The following is a 21,396-nucleotide window of genomic DNA, read 5'->3' as shown; positions in this document are numbered from 1 at the left end:
TGTCGCTAGTTCTTGTTCACCAGTTCTCGGCACCGTCCAACGTCGTCGGACCTGGCACGTAGCCGAGACGCTCTCGAGCGGCAGTGAGATCGAGGGTGCGCTCGAGACCGAGCTGGCTCACGGCGTAGCGCGTGAGGCGAGGGCGGATTCCGCGCAGTCGCGCTACTCGCTCGAGGGCGGCGGCAGCTGCGAAGGCAGCGCCGTAGGGGATGCTCGTGATCGTGACATCCGCCCGGCCCCGACGCGCGAGGAACTCCCCCAGCACCGCTGACAGCAGCACCTCGGTGTCGTCACCGATGTTGTAGGTTCCAGCCGGGCCGACGAGGGAGACCTCGACGGCGTGCACGAGGTTGTCGATGTGGGTGAGCGTGTGCCTCACCCGCGCACCGTTCGGGAGCACGAGCCGCGACCCGCGGATGCCCGCGAGGATGCGCGGCAGGAGCGTCGTGTCGCCGGGGCCGTACACGGCATGGGGGCGGAGGATCACAGCATCCGCGGGCAGCTCGGCCTCGGCAGAGGCCTTCGATTCGGAGTATGCGCTGAGGAACCGGGTGGGCAGCGGCGCATCCTCCCGCACTCGAACATTCGGGGCGAACGCGTCGTAGACGCTCGACGTGGAGATGTGGACGATTCGGGCACCGGCAAAGCTCGCGACGACCGTGCGGGTGCCGAGCCGATTCGCGAGCATGGCATGGCCGAGGTCGGCCCAGTCGTCGGCGAGGGCCGCGCTGTGCACAACGGCGTCGAAACTCCCGGCGCGAGGACCGTCGGCGAGGTCCCACTGCTCGTAGTGCCCGTCGGCCCACCCGCCCGGCCTGCGACCGAAGCCCGTGACGTCGTGCCCGCGGGATGCCAGGGCCGACGCGACCGCGCCGCCCACGAACCCACTGGCTCCCGTGACCGCCACCCTCATCGCAGCACCTCCGCGAGAGCGGCACGGTCGAGCTTCGAACTGCGCCCCTTCGTGGGGAGGGCGTCGAGCACAACAATGCGGTCGGGCAGGACGGCAGCGTCGATGAGACCGGGGAGGGCAGCGCGCACGACATCGACGGAGCCCGCGGCATCCAGCACCAGGGCGAGCACGAGTTCGTCGTCGCCGATGTCGTTCGGGATGCCGGCGAGCGCCGCAGCACGGACGCCCGGGAGGCCCGCGATCACCGGCTCATAGAGGCCCGGGTACACGTTGGTGGTGCCGCGGATGAACATGTCCTTGGCTCGACCCGCGAGCACGAGCCTGTCGCCGTCGAGTGTGGCCAGGTCACCCGTGCGGAGCTCGGCGAGGGGCGTGCCGAGATAGTCGGCGAGGCCGGGGCCCGCGACCACAAGCTCGCCGTCGACGATGGCCGCGCGAATCGAGGGCATGACCCGACCGACGTAGTCGCCCGTGCCGTCGAACGCGAGCTTCTCGTCGCCATCGGCGATCGCGACCGGCAGGATCTCCGTCATGCCGTAGATCGCGCGAATCGTGGTGTTCGGCAGCAGCCGGCGCGCTCGCTCGAGGAGTGGTCGCAGCACGGGAGCCCCGCCGATGAGGAGTGCGCGCAGCCGAGGTGTGAGGTCGGGGCGGGTCTCGAGCATCCCGAGTAGAGCATCGAGTGCAGCGGGCACCGTGAACAGCACGTCGGCCCTCGGCAGCAGTGCGAGGTACCGCTCCGGCCTCGCCCCGGGGTCGAGGCCTGGCGGGGGAAGCTCCCAGTGCGCACCCGAGATGAGCGCGGGGATGCCCACCATGAGCTGGTCAGTGAGCACACGCTCCCCCGCGACGAATCCGACCGCCGTCGCGAAGTCGTCGAGACCCGTGCCGAGTGACTCGCGCGAGTGCACGACCGCCTTGGGGTCGTCGGTGGTGCCCGACGTGAAGATGATCAGCGCTTCCGCCGGGGCGCTGGAGCTGGGAGCGAAGGCCATGTCCGGCCCTCGCCACGATGCCGACGCCCGTCCCGGGCGTCGGTTCACGCCGAACCACCGGAGGCTCAACGCGCCGTGAGGCACCCCAGGCAGCCACGGTCCGCTGTACACGTGCCGGGCATCCGGAACCACCGCCCCGTAGTCGGGCAGTTCGATGCCCCGGCGTCGCGCGATGCCGCGAAGCGGGCCGGATGACGCGGCGTACAACACCGACTCGGCCGCCACCCACCTCGGCGCGACGAGCCTCGCACGTGCGCGGAACAACTCGTCGCCAGCCCCCGGATCGGCGAACACGACAGTTCCACCGGCCGCGATAAGCGCGAGCGCGAGCACGATCGCGTCGATGCCCGGGCGTACGGAGAACAGCACGCGGTCCCCGGGGCGCAACCCTCGCAACGTCAGGGAGGACGCCACGCCCTGGATCCGGTCGCGGAGGTCGCTGTAGCGGAGTGTCGTCCTCCGGAACGTCAGGGCGGGAGCGTCCGGGGTGCGGTCGCACGAGTCGAGCAGCGCGCGGAGGATGTCGGTCATGCTGACACCACGAGGCTCGCGTACGAGGGGATGAGCACCCCGCGGGCCGCGCGCCGCGACACGACGCGCAGCGGGCCTGCCTCGAGCAGCGCACCGAGCGTCGCCCGCGTCTGCGCCATCGCGAGCGGGGCCCCCAGGCAGAAATGACTGCCAGCCCCGAACCAGAGCTGTTTGAGGGATGCCGCGGGGTTGCTGGCAGGGTCGAACCCGCCGAGCGCTCCGTTGGCGAGGAACGTCGCGAGGATGACCCGCTCCCCCGCCCGCACGTCGACGGAACCGATCCGCGCGCCCGACACGACGCTCCGCAGCATCACGGGCGAGGGCGTGGTCACGCGGAGGCCCTCGGCAATGGCGGGTTCGACTAGTGTCGCGTCGGCGGCGAGCCGTGGCATCCACTCGCTGTCGATGAGCAGCGCGATGAGGCGCGGGATATACGAGACCAGAGTCTCCGTCCCGGTGAGCACGAACGCCCCGACGGCGCCCATCGCCTCCTCCTCCCCGAGACCGAGCGCGCGCATGCGACCGGGCACCGTGCTCTCATCACCGTCGCGCCAGGCGGTGCGAGCGTGCGCGGTGAGGTCGGCGAGGATGGCGCGCGCGACAGCCGCCTGGGCATCGGTCAGACGCGGACGCGAGAGCCGCACGAATCGCGTGATCGATGACACCCTCTCGAAGAGGGCGTCATCCACCTGCTCGGCCGACAGTCCGACGAGCTGGCTGATCATGATGCTCGCATTGCGCTTCGCCTCCGTCACGAGGTCGACTCGCTCACCGGCCCGCAATCGCGCGGTCAGCCGGGCGCTCGGCAGGGATGCCGCGACAAGCGGGTCCACGTAGGCGGGCGAGAACAACGGCCCGAGCCTGCGCCTCAAGGCCAGATGATCCGCGCCCTCCATGTTGAGGAGCACGGAGGGCCCTAGAACGGGCGTCCAGAGGTCGCTCGGTGCACCGGGACCCGTCTTGGAGAAATGCTCGGTGTCCATGAGAACGGAGCGGAGGATCGTGGCATCCCGCACCAGAACCCCCAGGCGCGGCACTCGCTGCACCGGACGGCGGGAGGCACTCAACGCGGGCACCGCGACGGGGTGCGCTGCGCGGAGCACCCGACGCTCCCAGGCGGCTGCGCGCGTCACCGGATGTCCACGTGCTCTGGCTTGTAGGCGTGGTCCTTGTACCAGAGCAGGGTGTTCCTCAGGCCCCAGGCGTTCACCCGCCGGGAGGACCCGTAGACGACGACATCCGAGCGACGTGCGTAGCGGCTCGTGATGCGGCGCACGGCGTTGACGAGGGCGCGGTCCTCGTGGAGATCCTCGATGGCGGTGCGCGGGAAGCCGCCGGCCGCCTCGTAGAGCTCCGCGGTGATGCCCACGTTGCATCCGGCCGCCATCATGTACGGGCCGCGGTAGGCGGGGTCGCGGTTGCCCTTGCGCACCCGCCCGAAGGCCTCGGCGAGATGCACAGCGCCACGCAGGAGGGCACGGGTCGTCCAGGGCAGACCCTCGTCGCGTCGTGGCACGAGCTCGCCCCCGACGAGGCGCAGGCCGCCCGTAGTGAGCGAGCGGCGGATGGCCGCGGTCCAGTCCTCCCGGGGGATGCAGTCGGCGTCGGTGCGCGCCAGGATGGTCGCACCGAAGGCGATGGCAGCGCGCATCCCCGTGTCGGCCGCGGCACCCGTGCCCTTCTGGGGCTCGAGTACGACGCGCCACGGGAGGCCGTGCTCGGCCGCGAAATCCGTGATGACGGTGGCCGAGTCATCCGTGGAGTTGTTGTCGACGAAGACAACGTCGAAGTCGCTGTCACGCTGTCGAGCGAGCGCCTCGAGGGTGGGGCGGATGCCCGCAGCCTCGTTGAACACCGGAACCACCACGGTCAGCTTTCCGGAGGTGTCCATACTCGCCGAAAATAGCAGACGCGGCACCCCGCCCGAAGGCGAGAGTGCCGCGTCTGCTGGAGCTGGTGGTTGTTAGACCGTCGCGCGACGGCGAACCAGGAGCAGGCCGAGACCTGCTGCCAGGAGCACGCCAGCGCCGCCGAAGAGCGGAGCGGCGTCGAAGCCGGTCGCCGCGAGCTGCGGCTCGGGTGCGGGGGCAGGAGCCGGGGCGACGACCGTCTGGCCGATCGTGATGGCCTTGCTCTCAATCTCGGGCTCGCCCAGTGGGGTTGCCTCCGTGCCTACCTCGGTCGGTCCGTTGGTGCGCGCGACGCCGCTGCCCTCGCCGCTGTAGACGAACCAGAGCACACCCTCGGCGTCGAAATCGCCCTCGCGGAGGTAGCCGGGGCCCACGCTCGACTGGATGCCCGTGAGTGCCTCGTAGGCACCGACGGTTCCCGCGGAGAGGTCAACCGGCGAGTACGCCGGCATGCCATCGTCGTAGTCGGCGAGGGCGTACGTGACACCCGTGACGGGGTTGGTGGCGAGTCCCTCGAAGATCCTGCGGTCCTCGAGATCGGAGTCGACGTTGGTGAGGTCAACCAGCGGGGTGATGACACCGGACACGGGGTCGACGGACACGATCCAGAGCTGGGAGTTCAGTTCGCTGCCGGCACGGAAGTAGGTGAGCAGGGTTCCGTCGGTGGTGGTGTCGAGGGCGAAGACCTCGAAGCTTCCGGGCTCGAACCCGGCCGCGGTCAGCGTCGCCGACGTGAGGATGGCGCCCGAGGCGATGTCCCACGTGTAGACCGACCAGACACCCTCGGACTGCCCGACGGCGTAGCCGACGCCGTTGACGACCTCAACGGAACGGATCTCGCGACCCGCGAGCGGGCCGCTGAGGTTGGTAGCGGCAGCCGTCGACTTGTCGAGCTGGACGAAGTTGCTACCGCCGTCGTCGGAGGTAGCGGAGTAGAGGCCATCGGGCTCGCCCACTGCGGACGAGCTGGCGGCAGCACCGCCGAGCGCGAGCGCCGCGATCATGACGGTGGCGAGTGAGAAACGTGCTGTGGTTCGGCGTGCGGACATCGCGTCGGACCTTTCGTAGGTGGCGGGATTCACAACAAACTAGCAGGTTCGGCTACATGCGAACGATCATGAGTCCCAGACTGATGCCCCCCGCCAGCCCGACGAGCAGCATAAGACTACCCGGTTTCACCATTTGTGCGTCACGCGCCCTCATTATCTGGAGCGGAATCGTGACCGAGGCGAGATTTCCGTGGTCCTCCACCGTGATGACCGACTTGTCGCTCGCGACGCCCAGACGCTCGAAGATCGGGGGCAGATAGGGCAGCGCCACCTGGTGGATCGCCACAAGATCGATGTCCTCCCACGTCAGATCGTTGCGTGCGAGGAGGTCGAGGACGGGCTGTGCACCGAGCTCGAGGAACGCACGCTGGAGGCCCGCGCCATCCATGTCGAAGTACGACCCGTCGCCACCACGGGGGTTCATCGACCCGCCGGTGGGGAGTGTGCCGACGTCCCAGTGCGCGGACGCCGCGATGAAGGACGAATCGAGGATGCCAGTGCTCGCGTCATCCGTCGCCTCCAGGATCACGGCGGCACCCGCATCACTCATCGTGTACCCGGGGAAGGACCGGATGAACTGGTCGTGGTCGGTCAGCTCCCAGCGCACCGCGTGCGAGGGCTGTTCACCGCTCGCGATGAGCACGCGGCGGTACTGGCCAGCCGCGATGAGTGCCTCGGCCACCTGCATGGCGTTGAGCACCGAGTTGCAGGCGTTCTTGATGTCCATGACAGGACACGTGAGCCCGAGTTTCGCGGCGACGATGTGACTCGTGGCCGGCTCGATGAGGTCCTGGCTGGCGCTCGCGAAGAGGAGCAGGTCGATCTCGCCGGGCGACTCCGCGAGGGCGTCGCGGGCCGCGGCGACGGCGAGGTCGGAGGTCTGCCAGCCATCGGGTCGCAGGTGGACGCTGCGCACACCGGTCATGCGCCCGATGAGGCCGGTCGCGAGCTTCAGGTCGGGGTTTGCCGCACGGAGGTCGCGCTCGGTCTGCTCGGTCGCCCGAGTGCTCTCCGGCAGGTACACGCCGAGACCGGCGATTCGAGCGGAGGCTGACTGCACGTGTGCGAGCCTAGTGCGGCCGCTAGCCGAGCAGCTCCTCGAGCTCCAGCCAGCGCGTCTCCACCGTCTCGAGCTGCGCCTGCAGTTCGCGCAGCTCGTCAGCGAGCGCGCCGATGCCCGTGTAGTCCGACTGGTCGTGGGTGGCCATCCGTTCGTGGAGCTCCGCGATCTGGCCGTTCAGTTTGTCGATCTTGCGACCGGCCGCCGCGTGCTCCTTCTGGGTGTTCCGAAGCTCAGCACCACTGAGCTTCGAGGTGGCGGGAGCAGCGGTCGCCGTGGGTGCCGATGAACCACCACCCTTCATCTGGGCCGTGCGCAGTTCGAGGTACTGGTCGACGCCGCGCGGAAGGTGGCGGAACCCGCCATCCATCACCGCGTACTGCTGGTCAGTGACGCGCTCGATCAGGTACCGGTCGTGGCTCACAACCAGGAGCGTGCCGGGGAAGCTGTCGAGGAGGTCCTCGATCGCCGCCAGCATGTCAGTGTCGAGGTCGTTGGTCGGCTCGTCGAGGATGAGCACGTTGGGCTCGCTGAGCAGGATCAGCAGCAGCTGGAGCCGACGCTTCTGGCCACCCGAGAGATCCTTGACCGGGGTCGCGAGCTGGGCGCTGGAGAAGCCGACGCGCTCGAGCAGCTGGCCGGGCGTCATCTCCTTGCCACCCGCAACGTAGGTACTGCGCTGGCGACCGATGACGTCGCTGACGCGATCGTTCCAGATGTCCTCGAGCTCGAAGAGCTGCTGGGTGAGGGTGGCGACCTTGATCGTCTTGCCCCGCTTGACCCGGCCGCTCGTGGGCTGGAGAGTTCCGGAGACGAGGCTGAGCAACGTGCTCTTGCCTGCGCCATTGACACCGAGGATGCCGGTGCGCTCCCCCGGAGCGATGCGCCAGGTGATGTCGCGCAGCACATCCTTGCCCTCGAAGGACACGCTGACGTCCTCGAGATCGACGACGTCCTTGCCGAGGCGCTGCATGGCCATGGATGCCAGGCTCACGGTGTCGCGCACGGGCGGTTCGTTCTCGATGAGCTCGTTGGCGGCGTCGATGCGGAACTTCGGCTTCGCCGTGCGCGCCGGCGCACCGCGCCGCAGCCACGCGAGTTCCTTCTTCATGAGGTTCTGGCGTTTGGCCTCGGTGACGGATGCCATCCGGTCGCGCTCGACGCGCTGCAGGATGTAGGCGGCGTAACCGCCCTCGAAGGGCTCGATGAGGCGGTCGTGGACCTCCCACGTCGCGGTGCAGATCTCGTCGAGGAACCACCGATCGTGGGTCACGACCACGAGTCCACCCGCGTTGGCCGACCAGCGCTTCTTGAGGTGCCCGGCGAGCCACGCGATGCCCTCGACGTCGAGGTGGTTCGTGGGCTCGTCGAGGAAGATCACGTCGTAGTCGCCGATGAGCACGGCGGCGAGCGCGACGCGTCGACGCTGCCCGCCGGACAGGTCGTCGACGAGCGCCTCCCACGGGATGCCCGGCAGGAGACCCGCGATGACGTCCCGGACCTTCGGATCCCCAGCCCAGACGTGCTCGTCGATATCGCCGATGACCGTCTGGTGCACCGTGAGACCGCTCGCGAGCTCGTCGGCCTGGTCGAGCATCCCGAGCGTCACCCCACCGCGGCGGGTGACACGACCGGAGTCCGGTTCGAGTCGGCCGGCGAGCATCCTGAGAAGCGTCGTCTTGCCGTCGCCGTTGCGACCGACGATGCCGACGCGGTCGCCCTCGTCGAGGCCGACGGTGGCGCTGTCGAAGATGACGCGAGTGGGGTATTCGAGGTGAAGCGCCTCAGCGCCGAGAAGGTGTGCCATGTCCCATCGAGCCTAAGGGCAGGAGTTGTGCGCTCCCCCCGGGTTAGCGTTGACCAGTGCCCGCGCTGCCCTTCGCCCTCGACGTGGAGATCGTCACGCTGCTTGCCTCACCCCTGCACCGCTACGAGGGCAGGCCAGCCGATGGGCCGCGGGATGCCACAACCCGCGAGGAACACGAGGCGATCGAGATCCGGGCTGGACTCGGCATCGTCGGTGATCGCTACTTCGGGCATGCTGCCCACCGCACTGCATCGGTAACCGTCATGGCCGTCGAATCGATCGAGCACGTCAGCAGGGTTCTCGGCGTCGGGCCGGTGGACCCGGCCCTCACGCGGCGCAACATCATCCTGCGTGGCGCTCCCATCGACGAACTCCGCGGGGAGGACTTCTCCCTCGACACCGGGCGCGGCGCCGTGCGGTTCAGGGCGCACCGTCCGGCGAACCCGTGCGCGTGGATGGATGTCGCGTTCGGGGACGGTGCACACAAGGCGCTACTGAAGCGGGGTGGCATCCGCTGCGAGCCGCTCACGAACGGCACGCTCATGGTGGGACCTGCCGTGCTGCGCACCGAGCGAGCGCTCGCGCAGCCGACGCTGATCTAGCCGACGCTCACGCGGATCAGGTGCCACCCCTCGGCGCCGTCGGGCACGACGGGCAGTCGCTTCTCCGACTGGGTCTTGCCGTAGGTGTCGGTGGCGCGCACCTCCAGCTCGTGGAGTCCGGCCTCGGCTCCCTCCCACTCCCAGACCCACTGCACCCAGGTGTCGGAGTTGATCGCGTCGGCAAGCCTCGCGTCGTGCCACTCGCCCTGGTCGACTCGCACCTGCACGCTGTCGATGCCGGTGTGCTGGGCCCAGGCCATCCCGGCGACCGTTACCGTCCCGGCTTCGACGAAGGCGCCGGCCTGCGGCACATCGATGCGCGACGACGTCTTGATCGGGCCCTTCTCGGACCATCCGCGATCGGTCCAGTACGCGGTCTCCTTGTCGAAGCGCGTGACCTTCAGCTCGGTGACCCACTTCGTGGCGGAGACGTAGCCGTAGAGGCCTGCCACGACCATGCGCACCGGGAAGCCGTGCTCGAGGGGTAGCGTCTCGCCGTTCATGCCGACCGCGAGCATCGCCACTCGGCTGTCGTCGGTGAGCGCCTCGAGGGGCGTGCTCGCGGTGAATCCGTCGATGCTGCGCGAGAGCACCATGTCGGCGTCCGCTGTCGGCTTCGCTCGCTCCAGAAGGTGACGGATGGGGTAGCCGAGCCACATGGCGTTGCCGATGAGGTCACCGCCCACCTCGTTGGAGACGCAGGCGAGCGTGACCGCGGACTCCTCGAGCGGCAGGGCCAGCAACTCGTCCCAGCCGATCTCGACCTCGTTCTCGACCATCCCGACGATCCGAAGCCTCCACTCCGAGGTGTCGATGTTGGGCACACCCAGCGCGGTATCGATGCGATAGAAGGAGGGATTCGGGGTGACGACCGTGGCGAGACCCTGGATGTCGAGTTCGGCACCCGCGGGAATGGGTGGCGCTGGTTGGGCTGGCTTCGGGAGGCGGATCGCCTCGCGTACGGTGTTGGCCACCTGCGTCGCGCGGGACATGACGCCGGATGCCGCGCCCGCGACCGCCGCGACGCCCGCCGCCACGATCACGGCCGTGAGGAACTTGCGCCTGCTCAGGCCGACCGCGGGGTCCGGGATGCCGGGCTTGGCAGCAACCGCGGCAGAGTGCTGCGTACCCTGCCAGGTGCGCAGCCGGTCGCTCGCGATGCGGAGCACGACCGCGCCGCCGACGACGCCGACAGCGGTCGGAATCGACCAGTTGATGGTGGCGCCCGACCGGGTGAGGGCAGCGATCGTGGCGATCACGCCGACGACGACCAGCACGACGATGCCCCACGGCGGCCTGCGGAACTCGAGGATGCCCGCCGCAGCCGCGAGGATCGCCACGAGCAGTCCGAGCCCGACGAGCAGGGCCACCTTGTCGCCCGTGCCGAAGAGGGCGATCGCGGTGTCCTTGACCCACGGGGGAACGATGTCGATCACCCAGGCACCGACCGCGAGCAGCGGGCTCGCTCCGGGAGCGACGAGCAGGGCCACGAAGTGCCCGACCGCGAGTGTGACGGCGGCGGCCAGCATCCCGACAACGGCGGCCACCCACGTCTCACGCTTCACGGTCGCATGCTACCCCCGCGCCCTGTGTTGTTCCCCCTCACCAACCCCCGCGAAAAGCCACCTGTTGCCCGCATCACGCCGAAAAGCCCCGAAAAGTGGCTTCTCGCGGGGGTTGGGACGCGCTACTGGAGCCAGTCGGGGCGCGGCGGCAGGTCGCGGAAGGCGCGGAAGACGGCGTCGGAGTGGGGGGCGAGCACGGCCCACGCCGTGTGGAACACGAGCCGGGCATCCGTCACCAGGGACTTGTGCTCGAGGTACCACATCTCGAGCTCGCCCTTGTAGGGTGCGATCTCCTGGGCGTAGAACTCACGGGGGTCGCGACCCGGCACGGAGAGCAGGCGCTCCTCGTCGCGGAAGACGACCGAGCCGATGCCGGTGATGCCGGGGCGCACGCTGTAGATCGTGTCGCGCACGTGTGGCGGGTAGGCGTCGTAGTCGACCTGCATCTGAGGACGGGGCCCAACGAAGCTCATCTGTCCCGTGACGACGTTGAGCAGCTGCGGCAGCTCGTTGATCTTGGTCGAGCGCAGGTACTTGCCGACGGGCGTCACGCGCGGGTCCCCGCGGACGGTGAGCGACCCGGTACCCATGTTGGGGCTGTTCTTGAGCATGGTCGCGAACTTCCAGATGCCGAACATCGCGTTGCGGTACCCGACGCGCTGCTGGCGGTAGAAGACAGCGCCCTCGCCCGTGAGGCGCAGGGCGAGCATGATCGGCAGCAGGATCGGGGTGAGCACGAGCAGGATGAGCACGGAGGCGACGAGGTCCAGGCCCCGTTTGACGGCGGCGTACACGATCACATCTTCTGGTCGAGGCCGGTGCCGGTCTCGACGTGCTGGAAGGTGGGCACGAGCCGGGTGAGTTCCGCGACGATCACGTCCTTCTCGACCCCAGGGCGGGCGAAGAGTTCGCGCAGCTCGTCACGGACGAGGCGGATGCCCGCCACGTCGTAGTTCGCGACTCCGTGCACAACGCCCAGCGCCTCGAAGCGCTCCAGGTCGACGTCCTCGTCGGTCGTGTAGAACTCCTCGAACGGCTTCTCGCCCGAGGTGTCGGACGCGAAGTAGTACACGGGCCACTCGGTGTCCCCGGGCTTGCGTGCGGCCGCGCGCTCGCGCGCCTCGTTCTCGCTGGCCGCGCGAACCGGGGTGTATCCGAGCTCGGTGAGCAGGGCATCCGCTATCGCGGAGAAGGTCAGCATCGTGGGTGATTCGAGCTGGGGGAACAGGATGTCACCGGGCTTCCCCAGTACGCACGCGATGAGGCACAGCTGGCCCGACTCGGCGGGCGAAACGAAGTACCGCCGCACGTCGGAGGGTGCGGACAGAGGCTGCCCCTTGGCGATGCGCTCGAGGAAACCGGCGGGGAGGCTGCCGTTCGAGAAGGCGACGTTCGCGAAGCGCGCGGTTGTCGCGGGCAGCTCAGCCGAGTAGGCGAGCACGGCCTCCTCCATGAGCTTCTTCGAGGCACCCATGACGTTGGCGGGATTCGCGGCCTTGTCGGTGGAGACGCAGAAGAAGTGCTTCGGCGGGGTCGGCAGCAGGAGCTCGAGCAGGCGTGCGGTGGAGAGCACGTTGTTCTCGACCATGGCCTCGATCGAGAAGCGATCCTTCTCGCTGCGCACATGCTTGTGGGCCGCGAAGTGGGCAACGATATCGAAGGGACCGTGGGTGGCGAGCATCCGCTCGAATACGGCATCCCCGAAGCTGATCGGGTAGGTCAGGTACTCGGCTGGCACGTACTGCCCGTCGGTCGAGCGCAGGTCCCGCGTGAGTTCGGTGAGTCCGTTCTCGCTGAGGTCGACCACAACGAGCTTGGCGGGCTCGTACGGCAACAGGGCGCGGATGAAGGACGACCCGATCGTGCCTGCGCCGCCGATCACGAGAACGGATGCCCCGGCGACCGCCGCGCGAAGTTCGGCGTCGTGCGCCGCAAGGTCGGCCGCGAACATGCTCTCGTCGCGGCCCGTGACATGCCTCGCGATGAACGCGTCGAGGTCGAAGTCGATCATGCCGTCGCCGCCGAGCTGGCCGTCGCCGCCACGGCCTCGCGCACGCCCGCGATCACCTCGGCGACCTGCTCCTCGGTGAGCGTGTTGTAGAGCGGAAGCGTGATCTCGTTCTCGTAGAGCTCGAAGGTCTTCGGGTAGTCCGCGATGTCGTAGCCGCGAGTGCGGAAGAGGGTGAGCATCGCCATCGGGATGTAGTGCACGTTCACCCCGATGCCCGCAGCCGACAGGTGCGCGATGATGCGGTCGCGGCGGTCCTCGTCGGCGCCGGCGATGCGGAGCATGTAGAGGTGGCAGCTCGAGTCGTGGATCTCGTCGCGCACGGGCGGCAGGATGGCCCAGTCGTCCTGGGCGAATGCCTGTTGGTAGAGGGCGAACTTGGCCTTGCGGTCGGGCAGCAGCAGCGACTCGTACTTGCGGATCTGCGCGAGGCCCACGGCAGCGTTGAGATCGGGCATGTTGACCTTGAGGCCCTGGTCGACGATGTCGTAGCGCCAGCCGCCGGTCTGGTTCTTCTCGAACGCCGACTTGTTCTGGCCGTTGAGCGAGAACGCTCGAAGGAAGACGAGCTCCGCCTCGAGGTCGAAGGAGTCCGGGAGGTTGATGGCGATGGCGCCACCCTCCCCCGTGGTGACGTTCTTGACCGAGTGGAGCGAGAAGACCGTGGCATCCGCCCACTGTCCGTTCGGCTGGCCGCGGTAGACGGCACCGAGCGAGTGGGCCGCGTCGGAGACGACGAGGGGCCTGCCGAGAAGCTCCTGCCGAGGCGTCGACGGCACGAAGGACGCGCGGGCCGACTCGACGATCGCGCGGATCGCGTCGTAGTCCGCCGGCCATCCGGCGATGTCGACCGGAATGACGGCCTTGGTGTGCGGCGTGATGGCGGCGCGCAGCTTCTCCGGGTCCATGGTGAAGTCGTCGAGGACATCGACCATGACGACCGTGGCACCGATGTTCATGGCGCAGAGCGCGGTCGCGCTGTAGGTGTAGGCGGGGATGATGACCTCGTCGCCGGGGCCGATGCCGAACCAGCGGAGCATGAGCATCGCACCCGAGGTCCACGAGTTGACGCACAGAACCGGGGTGCCGGTGATCTTCGAGATCTCGGCCTCGAGCTGCCTGACCTTGGGGCCCGTGGTGAGCCAGCCGGTGTTGGTCAGCGCGTCGTTCACCTCCGCGATGACGTCGTCATCGATGAGCGGGAGGGAGAACGGAATCGGCACGGGAGACCAATCTACCGCTGCTGGCGCCTCCCCTCCCGTGAGTTGCCCAGTTCGGCCAGTGCGCGCGCGAAAACACTGGCCGAACTGGGCAACTCACGGGATGTGGGGGGGGGTGCTAGTCGGAGACGATGCGGGCGCCGTGGACCGGGCCGGTAGCCCGCACCACGTTCTGCCGCGCGGCGCTGAGCGCGACCTGGAGTTCGAGGGCCGAATCGACGTCGGCGGTGAGGAAGGCGACCGTCGGGCCAGAGCCGGAGACGATCCCGGCGAGAGCGCCGTTGCGCTCCCCCAGCTCGAGCACGCCGGCGAGCGACGGCTCGAGGTGGATGGCGGGAGCCTGCAGGTCGTTGTGGAGGCACTCGGCGAGCATGTGCGCGTCACCCGCGCGCAATGCCTGCAGCACGTTCGCGTCGACGGATGGCGCGATCTGCGCCGGGAAGATGTCCTGCGAGTGACGCTGGCGGTGGAGGTCGAGCTCACGGTACACGGCAGGGGTGGAGAGGCCGAAGTCGGCGGCCGCCAGCACCCACTGGAACTGGCCCTGCGCGAGCGCCGGGCTCAGCTGGTCGCCGCGACCGGTTCCGATGGCCGTGCCGCCCGTGAACGCGAACGGCACGTCGGCCCCGAGTTCCGCGGCGAGCGAGAGCATCTCGTCGCGCGGCATTCCGGTACCCCAGAGGGCGTCACACGCAAGAAGGGTGGCCGCGGCATCCGCCGACCCGCCGCCCATGCCGCCCGTGACGGGAACGTGCTTGTCGATCTCGAGGCGCACTCCCCCGCGGTAGCCCGTTCTGGCCGCGAGCAGGCGGGCCGCGCGGATCGCGATGTTCGAGCCATCCGTCGGCACTCGCGAGAGCTCGACGGTGCCCGTGACACTCACGGAGAAGTCACTCGCGGGGTACGCGCGGATGTCCTCGTAGAGCGAGACCGCCTGGTACGCGATGGCCACATCGTGGTAGCCATCGTCGAGGAGGGCACCCACTTTGAGGAAGACATTGATCTTGCCCGGCGCCCTCGTGTGGATCATCGCCGGGGCGGCCTTGCCGGTCATGCATCAAACCTAGTGGAGCGTGCGGGGCGCTCGAACCCGTGCGAGCGATGCAATCGCTTTCACGCTCGCGCGATGGCCAGAAAGTCGGCGACGGTCAGTTCCTCACCCCGGGATGTCGGTGCGAGGCCCGCCGCTTCGAGGCGGGCGGATGCGGCGGCGGAGTCGCCCAACACGGGTGCGAGTGCCTGGCGCAGCATCTTGCGGCGCTGCTGGAACGCGGCATCCACGAGTGCGAATGTCGCGCGGCGCTCGTCCTCCGTTCCCGGCGGATCGCGACGCTCGAAGCGCACGAGGATCGAGTCGACGTTCGGCACCGGCCAGAACACCTGCCTGCTGACCTTGCCCGCCGTCGAGAACTCGCCGTACCACGCGGCCTTCACCGAGGGAGCCCCGTAGACCTTGCTCCCCGGCCCAGCCGCGACGCGCTCCCCGACCTCCGCCTGCACCATCACGAGCCCGCGATCGATGCTCGGGAAGTGCTCGAGGAAGTGCAGCAGCACCGGAACGGACACGTTGTACGGGAGGTTCGCGACGAACACGCTCGGTTCTCCGGGCAGCTCCGTCACCGCGAGGGCGTCGCGCGTGATCACGGTGAGCTCGGCACCCGGCAGTCGCTCATTCACGGTGATCGGCAGCTGCGCTGCGAGACGATTGTCGATCTCGACCGCCACGACGGATGCCCCGGCCTCAAGTATCGCGAGGGTCAGCGAGCCGAGTCCCGGCCCCACCTCGACCACAGTCTCCCCCGCCTGCACCCCGGCCGACGCGACGATGCGGCGAACCGTGTTGGGGTCGATCACGAAGTTCTGGCCCAGCTTCTTTGTGGGCTGGAGGTCGAGCAGCTCTGCGAGGTCACGGATCTCGGCTGGCCCGAGCGCGACGGAACTCACGGGCGGTCGTACGATTCCGGTCGACCCGGCAGCTCGTTGTGCTCGTACGATTCCGGCCGGTCGTACGACTCCGGGCGATCGTACGACTCGACGATGTCGGGCAGGTCCTCGTCCCAGAGGCCGTAGACCTGCTCGGTCGTGGAGGCGATCTGGGCGGCCAGCATCGGCACGTCGGTCTCGAGGTGGGCAGCCATCGCGCGCAGGATCGTGGGGATGAGGTACGGCGAGTTGGGGCGCCCGCGGTAGGGGTGCGGCGTGAGGAACGGCGCATCCGTCTCGACGAGGATACGGTCGCGCGGGATCACCTCGAGTGCCTCGCGCAGCTTCACCGCGTTCTTGAACGTGACCGTTCCGGCGAACGACAGGAACCAGCCCTGGTCGGCACACAGTCGCGCCATCTCGGCATCGCCCGAGAAGCAGTGGAAAACGGTGTGCTCGGGGGCTCCGACGCGCAGGAGGGTGTTGATGACGTCGTCGTGCGCGTCGCGATCGTGGATCTGCAGGGCAAGGCCGTGCTTCTTGGCGATCTCGATGTGGGCCTCGAACGACTCGAACTGCGCACCACGCCCGTCTTCCCCGGTGCGGAAGAAGTCGAGCCCGGTCTCGCCGATGGCACGCACGCGGGGCATCGAGGCGAGTTCGTCGATCACGGCGAGCGCTGCGTCGAGTTCACCGGATGCCGCGAGCGCTGGCACCTCGTTGGGGTGCAGCGCCACGGCCGCCAGCACACGGGGCTCCCGCTCCGCGACCTCGGCCGACCAACGCGACGTCTCGACGTCGCCACCAACTTGCACGACCCCGCGGATGCCGACGCTCGAGGCCCTGTCGAGGTGCACGCGGTAGTCGAGCTGGTTGTCAGGACCGCCGTCGGCGATCTCGAGGTGGGTGTGGTTGTCGTAGACCCCCACAGTGAGCGCCTCGGGCAGCGGCGGATACTCGAGATCCTTGCGTCCCTCGACTGACCGCTGCCGCACGAAAGCGTCTACCACTCAGTCCTCCTCGATCCGCGGGAAGAGTGACGTCTCCAGCGGGGTCACATGGGTTGCCCCGGACCAGTCATATGCACGGTCGATGGGGCGGGCATCCACCGGGCCCTCCCCGCCGATGGCCGGCCACAGTCGCGCGGTCGCCTTCGGGAGGACGGGCGCCAGCAGGATCGCCAGCGTTCCGAGGCCGTGGACCGTGGTCGCGAGCACCTGCTGGAGCTGCTCGTGCTTGTCGGGGTCCTTGGCGAGAGCCCAGGGCTCCTGCTCGGTGATGTATCCGTTGAGCGCGTCCACGAGCTTCCACGTCTCGGAGATCGCGTCGTTGATCGAGAAGGTGTCGATGGCTGCGTTGGCGGCGGCCGTGACATCCTTCTCGAGCTTCGCGATCGCGGGGTCGAGTGGCGCGTGCGGGATCTCGCCGTCGAAGTACTTGGTGACCATGGCGATCACGCGGGATGCCAGGTTGCCGAATCCGTTGGCGAGCTCTGCGTGGTAGCGCGCGCTCAGGTCCTCCCAGCTGAATGACCCGTCCTGGCCGAACGTGATCGCGGAGAGGAAGTAGAAACGGAAGGCGTCCGACCCGAAGGTGTCGGTGATCTGCGCTGGCGCGATACCGGTGAGCTTGGACTTGGACATCTTCTCCCCGCCGACGAGCAGCCAGCCGTGACCGAAGACGGCACGCGGCACCTCGAGGCCTGCAGCCATGAGCATGGCGGGCCAGATGACGGCGTGGAAGCGCGCGATGTCCTTGCCGACGAGGTGCACGGCGGGCCAGCGGCGCTCGAGCTCCGCGTCATCCACCCCATAGCCGACGGCGGAGATGTAGTTGAGGAGCGCGTCGAACCAGACGTAGACGACGTGGGTGTCGTCCCACGGCACCTTGACACCCCAGTCGAAGCTCGAGCGCGAGATGGAGAGGTCGTCGAGACCCTGCTTGACGAACTGGACGATCTCGTTGCGTACGCTCGCGGGCTGCACGAAGTCGGGGCGGGACTCGTAGAGGTCCAGCAACGGCTTCTCGAACGCGCTCATGCGGAAGAAGTAGTTCTTCTCCTTGAGGATCTCAACCGGGCGACCGTGGATCTTGCAGACCAGCTGGCCGGCGTAGTCGCCGTCCGGGGTCTCCATGAGGTCGTCGATCTGCTTGTACTCCTCGCAGCCGACACAGTAGTAGCCCTCGTACTCACCGGAGTAGATGTGGCCATCGTCGTAGAGCTTCTGCAGGAACTTCGCGACGGCGATCTCGTGACGCGGCTCCGTCGTGCGGATGAAGTCGTCGTTGCGGATGTCGATGGTCTCCAGGAGCGGCTTCCAGGCGTTCTCGACGAGGGAGTCGGCCCAGGCCTGCGGGGTCGTGTCGTTGGCGACGGCGGTGCGGAGGATCTTCTGCCCGTGCTCGTCGGTTCCCGTGAGCAGCCAGGTGTCGTCGCCGCGCTGGCGGTGCCACCGGGCGAGCACGTCGGCGGCCACCTCGGTGTACGCGTGACCGATGTGGGGCACGTCGTTGACGTAGAAGATCGGGGTCGTGATGTAGAAGGAAGAGCCGGAGGCCATACCCCCAAGTCTACGGATGCCCACGACGCTATGACGCGGGGCCGTTCTGGGGGACATCCCAACGCGGTCAGGCGGGTCTAGGGTGAGCGCGTGAACAGTGCACTGCTCGAGGCTCTCGGCCAGGTGCTGCCGCTGGCCGTGGGCATCTCGCTCAGCCCGTTGCCCATCATCGCGGTCGTACTCACGGTGATGTCACCGAGGGCCCGGGTATCCGGGCCGGCGTTCGTGGCCGGCAGGATGCTGGGGCTCGCGCTCGTCGCTGGCGTCGTGATCGCGGCATCCGATCTCGTGTACTCGCTCACGTCCGCGGCGGGACTCCCCGCGATCGTCAGGCTCGTGCTGGGTCTCGCACTGGTGGTTCTCGGACTCTCGAAGTGGCGGCCGAAGCCGAAGGGTGTCGAGCCGGAGCTCCCGGCGTGGATGTCGGCCTTCAGCTCAGCGTCGCCCGGCCGCGCCTTCTCGCTGAGCCTGCTTCTGAGTGTGGCCAATCCGAAGGAGCTCGCCCTGCTGGTCGCAGTGGGTGTCACCGTCGGCGGTGCGCCGCTCTCGGTGGGGGACGAGATTCTCGTGGGGGTCGGCGTGGTGATCATCGCGAGCCTGCCCGTCGCCATCCCGACCATCGCCGTCCTTGCGGCACCGACGCGCGTGCGGCCAGCGCTCGAAGGGCTTCGCGCCTGGCTGACGGCCAACAGTTCGGTCGTCATGGGGCTGCTGCTCGTCGTGATCGGGGCCGTCGTGACCGGCGGCGCCATCGGGGAACTGTGATCCCGGCTCGCGCCTAGCGCGCTTTGAGTGCCGCCTCGTAGAGGTCGCGCTTGGGCAGGCCCGTGGCCTCCGCAACCTCGGTCGCGGCATCCTTGAGGCGCGTTCCCGACGCGACGAGCGCCTGCACCTCGGCGAGCGCGGTGGGCAGGTCGGATGCCACGGCGGCGGCCCCCTCGACGACGATGCAGATCTCGCCCCGCGCGCCGTCGGCGAACCGCTCCGCGAGTTCGGCCGCCGTTCCGCGCACGACCTCCTCGTGCAGCTTGGTGAGCTCGCGGCAGACGACGACACGACGGTCACCGCCGAAGGCCGCGGCAAGATCGGCGAGCGCGGAACCGAGCCGGTTAGGCGACTCGAAGAACACGAGCGTGCGGGACTCGGCAGCGAGGGTGCGCAGGTGACCGAGGCGTCCCTTGCGCGGGAGGAACCCCTCGAAGGCGAAACGATCCGTGGGAAGGCCGCTCACGGCGAGGGCGGCGAGCACGGCGCTCGGGCCCGGCAGCACCGTCACCTGCACCCCGGCGGCCGCGGCAGCTGCAACCAGCGGGAATCCGGGGTCGCTGATGGCGGGCATCCCGGCGTCGCTGAGCACGAGTACGTCGGTCTCCCTCGCGAGCTCGACGAGCTCCGCCACCCGCTCGCTCTCGTTGTGCTCGTGCAGCGCGATGAGGCGGGGGCGGTTGTCGATGCCCAGCGCACGCATGAGGTGGACCGTCGTGCGGGTGTCCTCGCTTGCGATCACCTCCGCCGTGGTGAGGGCGGAGACGAGGCGTGGCGTGGCGTCCCCCAGGTTGCCGATGGGGGTCGCGCCGAGGATGATCACGCTCCATTGTCCCCTGCGGCGCCAAGTACCATGGGGTCGTGACCGAGCGGGCCGATTTCGACGAACTGCTCGACACCGAACCCGCACCCTCCCCCGCGGAGCGCAGGCCGGTCGGCTCGCGTCTCGATGACTGGTGGGCGCGCCTCTCGCCGAGCTGGCAGCGCGCCCTGCGATGGGGAGCACCCGCTCTCGTGGTCGTGCTGGCTGCGGTGACGCGGCTGTGGAACCTCGGGCATCCCCCCGAGCTGGTCTTCGACGAGACCTTCTACGTGAAGGATGCCTGGACGCTGGCCAACCTCGGATACGAGGCGCAGTGGCCGGCCGATGCCGACGCGGCCTTCAACAGCGGCACCACGAGCGGGTACCTCACCGATCCGGCGTTCGTGGTGCATCCACCCCTCGGCAAGTGGATCATCAGCGTCGGGATGCTCGTGCTCGGGCCCGACAACCCCGTCGGGTGGCGCATCTCGACGGCGCTGATCGGCATCCTCGCGGTCGTACTGCTGATGGTCGTCGCCCACCTGCTCTTCCGTTCCATGGTGCTCACGACCATCGCCGGGTTCCTGATGGCGATCGAGGGCAACGCGATCGTCATGAGCAGAGTCGGGCTGCTCGACAACTCTGTGATGTTCTTCGCTCTCCTGGGGTTCCTCTTCGTGCTCCTGGACAGGGGATGGAGCGAGCTCCGCCTCGCGGCGTGGATCGGAAGGCGCGAGGCCGCTGGCCGCACGACCGACTGGGGGCCTGCGCTCTGGTGGCGACCCTGGCTCATCGCAGCGGGTGTGGCCTTCGGGGCCACGGCTGCCGTCAAGTGGAGCGGGCTGTACTTCCTGGCCGGTTTCGCGATCTACACACTCGTCGTCGACGCTCTCGCGAGGCGCCGGGCGGGCATCCAGCTGTGGGGATCGGGCACCGTGTTCCGGCAGGGCCCCGTCACGTTCCTGCTTATGGTGCCCGTCGCGCTTGCGGTCTACCTGTCGACGTGGATCGGGTGGTTCGCCTCCGACTCCGGGTACGACCGCACCTGGGCGTCCGGCGACGGGAACGCCTGGACTGGAGCTCTCGCGTGGGTGCCGCAGAGCATCCAGAGTCTGTGGCATTTCGAGACGTCGGTGTACAACTACCACGTCGGGGAGAACCGGGGGCACGGGTATGAGGCCAACCCGCTGACCTGGCTGTTCCTCGTGCGCCCCACGAGCATGTGGTACCAGGCGGCGTCCCAGGGCGAGAACGGCTGCACCTTCGACACCTGCGGCTCCTCGATCACGGGCATCGCCAACCCGCTCATCTGGTGGGCGGCAACCGCGGCCCTCGTGTACCTCGTGTACCGTCTCGTGCGGTTCCGCGAGTGGCGCGTTGGCTTCATCCTCATGGGCATCGCCGCCGGGTACCTGCCGTGGTTGCTCTACCTGAACCGCACGGTCTTCCAGTTCTACACAATCGCCTTCGAGCCCTACCTCCTCCTCGGACTCACGTTCGTGATTGGACTGATTCTCGGCTCCCGAACGGATGACAGGGACCGGAGAACGAGCGGCATCGGGGTGGTCGCGGCCTTCCTCGCCCTGGCGCTGGCCGTGAGCGTCTTCTTCTGGCCGCTGTGGACGGGCATGCAACTCGACTACGACTACCTGCGCCTGCACTGGTGGCTCGTTACCTGGCGGTAA

General features: G+C 68.7%; 19 protein-coding genes. 3 read left to right on the top strand and 16 right to left on the bottom strand.

Annotated features, from left to right (window positions below):
- Positions 1-16: 16 nt before the first annotated feature.
- From HDC94_RS06020 to HDC94_RS05990, 7 genes are all read right to left on the bottom strand, one after another.
- A complete protein-coding gene (locus tag HDC94_RS06020; RefSeq protein ID WP_179495826.1) occupies positions 17-913 on the bottom strand; it encodes an NAD(P)-dependent oxidoreductase in 897 nt (298 codons plus the stop codon).
- A complete protein-coding gene (locus HDC94_RS06015) occupies positions 910-2,439 on the bottom strand; it encodes a class I adenylate-forming enzyme family protein (RefSeq protein ID WP_179495824.1) in 1,530 nt (509 codons plus the stop codon). The genes HDC94_RS06020 and HDC94_RS06015 overlap by 4 nt, the downstream gene beginning before the upstream one ends.
- A complete protein-coding gene (locus HDC94_RS06010) occupies positions 2,436-3,572 on the bottom strand; it encodes a cytochrome P450 (RefSeq protein ID WP_179495822.1) in 1,137 nt (378 codons plus the stop codon). The genes HDC94_RS06015 and HDC94_RS06010 overlap by 4 nt, the downstream gene beginning before the upstream one ends.
- Entirely contained in the window at positions 3,569-4,330 is a 762-nt protein-coding gene (locus HDC94_RS06005) for a glycosyltransferase family 2 protein (protein WP_179495820.1), read from the bottom strand. The genes HDC94_RS06010 and HDC94_RS06005 overlap by 4 nt, the downstream gene beginning before the upstream one ends.
- Positions 4,331-4,402: 72 nt before the next feature.
- Positions 4,403-5,398 (bottom strand): hypothetical protein, encoded by a 996-nt coding sequence (locus tag HDC94_RS06000; RefSeq protein ID WP_179495818.1) that lies wholly within the window; start codon positions 5,396-5,398, stop codon positions 4,403-4,405.
- A gap of 52 nt (positions 5,399-5,450) precedes the next feature.
- Positions 5,451-6,458, bottom strand: a complete 1,008-nt coding sequence (locus HDC94_RS05995; protein ID WP_179495816.1) for a 3-oxoacyl-[acyl-carrier-protein] synthase III C-terminal domain-containing protein — start codon at positions 6,456-6,458, stop codon at positions 5,451-5,453.
- Between the two features lie 22 nt (positions 6,459-6,480).
- Positions 6,481-8,265, bottom strand: a complete 1,785-nt coding sequence (locus tag HDC94_RS05990) for an ABC-F family ATP-binding cassette domain-containing protein (protein ID WP_179495814.1) — start codon at positions 8,263-8,265, stop codon at positions 6,481-6,483.
- Between the two features lie 56 nt (positions 8,266-8,321).
- Between HDC94_RS05990 and HDC94_RS05985 the strand changes: the two genes are divergently transcribed.
- Positions 8,322-8,867 (top strand): MOSC domain-containing protein, encoded by a 546-nt coding sequence (locus HDC94_RS05985; RefSeq protein WP_308495639.1) that lies wholly within the window; start codon positions 8,322-8,324, stop codon positions 8,865-8,867.
- Here HDC94_RS05985 and HDC94_RS05980 read toward each other — a convergent pair.
- From HDC94_RS05980 to metG, 8 genes are all read right to left on the bottom strand, one after another.
- Entirely contained in the window at positions 8,864-10,396 is a 1,533-nt protein-coding gene (locus HDC94_RS05980; protein WP_179498853.1) for a molybdopterin-dependent oxidoreductase, read from the bottom strand. The two genes, HDC94_RS05985 and HDC94_RS05980, sit on opposite strands and share 4 nt — an antisense overlap.
- 158 nt (positions 10,397-10,554) lie before the next feature.
- A complete protein-coding gene (locus tag HDC94_RS05975; protein ID WP_179495812.1) occupies positions 10,555-11,226 on the bottom strand; it encodes a sugar transferase in 672 nt (223 codons plus the stop codon).
- Positions 11,227-11,228: 2 nt separating this feature from the next.
- On the bottom strand, positions 11,229-12,443 hold the full coding sequence (locus HDC94_RS05970) for a polysaccharide biosynthesis protein (protein WP_179495810.1): 1,215 nt from the start codon (positions 12,441-12,443) through the stop codon (positions 11,229-11,231).
- Positions 12,440-13,663: a DegT/DnrJ/EryC1/StrS aminotransferase family protein gene (locus tag HDC94_RS05965; protein WP_179495808.1), complete on the bottom strand. Its 1,224-nt coding sequence runs from the start codon at positions 13,661-13,663 to the stop codon at positions 12,440-12,442. The genes HDC94_RS05970 and HDC94_RS05965 overlap by 4 nt, the downstream gene beginning before the upstream one ends.
- 115 nt (positions 13,664-13,778) lie before the next feature.
- The gene (locus tag HDC94_RS05960) at positions 13,779-14,714 is read right to left on the bottom strand and encodes a 4-(cytidine 5'-diphospho)-2-C-methyl-D-erythritol kinase (protein ID WP_179495806.1); all 936 of its coding nucleotides are present in this window, start codon (positions 14,712-14,714) and stop codon (positions 13,779-13,781) included.
- 59 nt (positions 14,715-14,773) lie between these two features.
- A complete protein-coding gene (rsmA, locus tag HDC94_RS05955; protein WP_179495804.1) occupies positions 14,774-15,604 on the bottom strand; it encodes a 16S rRNA (adenine(1518)-N(6)/adenine(1519)-N(6))-dimethyltransferase RsmA in 831 nt (276 codons plus the stop codon).
- Positions 15,601-16,593 (bottom strand): TatD family hydrolase, encoded by a 993-nt coding sequence (locus tag HDC94_RS05950; protein WP_179495802.1) that lies wholly within the window; start codon positions 16,591-16,593, stop codon positions 15,601-15,603. Before HDC94_RS05950 ends, rsmA begins: the two co-directional genes overlap by 4 nt.
- On the bottom strand, positions 16,594-18,144 hold the full coding sequence (gene metG, locus HDC94_RS05945; RefSeq protein WP_179495800.1) for a methionine--tRNA ligase: 1,551 nt from the start codon (positions 18,142-18,144) through the stop codon (positions 16,594-16,596).
- A 90-nt stretch (positions 18,145-18,234) separates the two neighbouring features.
- Here metG and HDC94_RS05940 point away from each other — a divergent pair, with 90 nt between their 5' ends.
- The gene (locus HDC94_RS05940; RefSeq protein ID WP_179495798.1) at positions 18,235-18,909 is read left to right on the top strand and encodes a GAP family protein; all 675 of its coding nucleotides are present in this window, start codon (positions 18,235-18,237) and stop codon (positions 18,907-18,909) included.
- A gap of 13 nt (positions 18,910-18,922) precedes the next feature.
- Here HDC94_RS05940 and rsmI read toward each other — a convergent pair whose 3' ends face one another.
- The gene (gene rsmI / locus HDC94_RS05935) at positions 18,923-19,732 is read right to left on the bottom strand and encodes a 16S rRNA (cytidine(1402)-2'-O)-methyltransferase (RefSeq protein WP_179495796.1); all 810 of its coding nucleotides are present in this window, start codon (positions 19,730-19,732) and stop codon (positions 18,923-18,925) included.
- Positions 19,733-19,770: 38 nt separating this feature from the next.
- Here rsmI and HDC94_RS05930 point away from each other — a divergent pair, with 38 nt between their 5' ends.
- Positions 19,771-21,396, top strand: coding sequence for a dolichyl-phosphate-mannose--protein mannosyltransferase (locus HDC94_RS05930; protein WP_179495794.1), 1,626 nt, complete (start codon positions 19,771-19,773; stop codon positions 21,394-21,396).

The sequence above is a fragment of the Leifsonia sp. AK011 genome, from assembly GCF_013410945.1.
Taxonomy (GTDB): Bacteria; Actinomycetota; Actinomycetes; order Actinomycetales; family Microbacteriaceae; genus Rhodoglobus.
Note: the sequence above shows the minus strand (reverse complement) of the source record. Positions and strands in the feature narration are given on the sequence as shown.

Bases quoted from the DNA above. Each gene is read 5' to 3' on its own strand.
- HDC94_RS06020 (WP_179495826.1), bottom strand. From the start codon at position 913: ATGAGGGTGGCGGTCACGGGAGCCAGTGGGTTCGTGGGCGGCGCGGTC.
- HDC94_RS06015 (WP_179495824.1), bottom strand. From the start codon at position 2,439: ATGACCGACATCCTCCGCGCGCTGCTCGACTCGTGCGACCGCACCCCG.
- HDC94_RS06005 (WP_179495820.1), bottom strand. From the start codon at position 4,330: ATGGACACCTCCGGAAAGCTGACCGTGGTGGTTCCGGTGTTCAACGAG.
- HDC94_RS06000 (WP_179495818.1), bottom strand. From the start codon at position 5,398: ATGTCCGCACGCCGAACCACAGCACGTTTCTCACTCGCCACCGTCATG.
- HDC94_RS05990 (WP_179495814.1), bottom strand. From the start codon at position 8,265: ATGGCACACCTTCTCGGCGCTGAGGCGCTTCACCTCGAATACCCCACT.
- HDC94_RS05980 (WP_179498853.1), bottom strand. From the start codon at position 10,396: ATGCTGGCCGCCGCCGTCACACTCGCGGTCGGGCACTTCGTGGCCCTG.
- HDC94_RS05970 (WP_179495810.1), bottom strand. From the start codon at position 12,443: ATGATCGACTTCGACCTCGACGCGTTCATCGCGAGGCATGTCACGGGC.
- HDC94_RS05960 (WP_179495806.1), bottom strand. From the start codon at position 14,714: ATGACCGGCAAGGCCGCCCCGGCGATGATCCACACGAGGGCGCCGGGC.
- metG (WP_179495800.1), bottom strand. From the start codon at position 18,144: ATGGCCTCCGGCTCTTCCTTCTACATCACGACCCCGATCTTCTACGTC.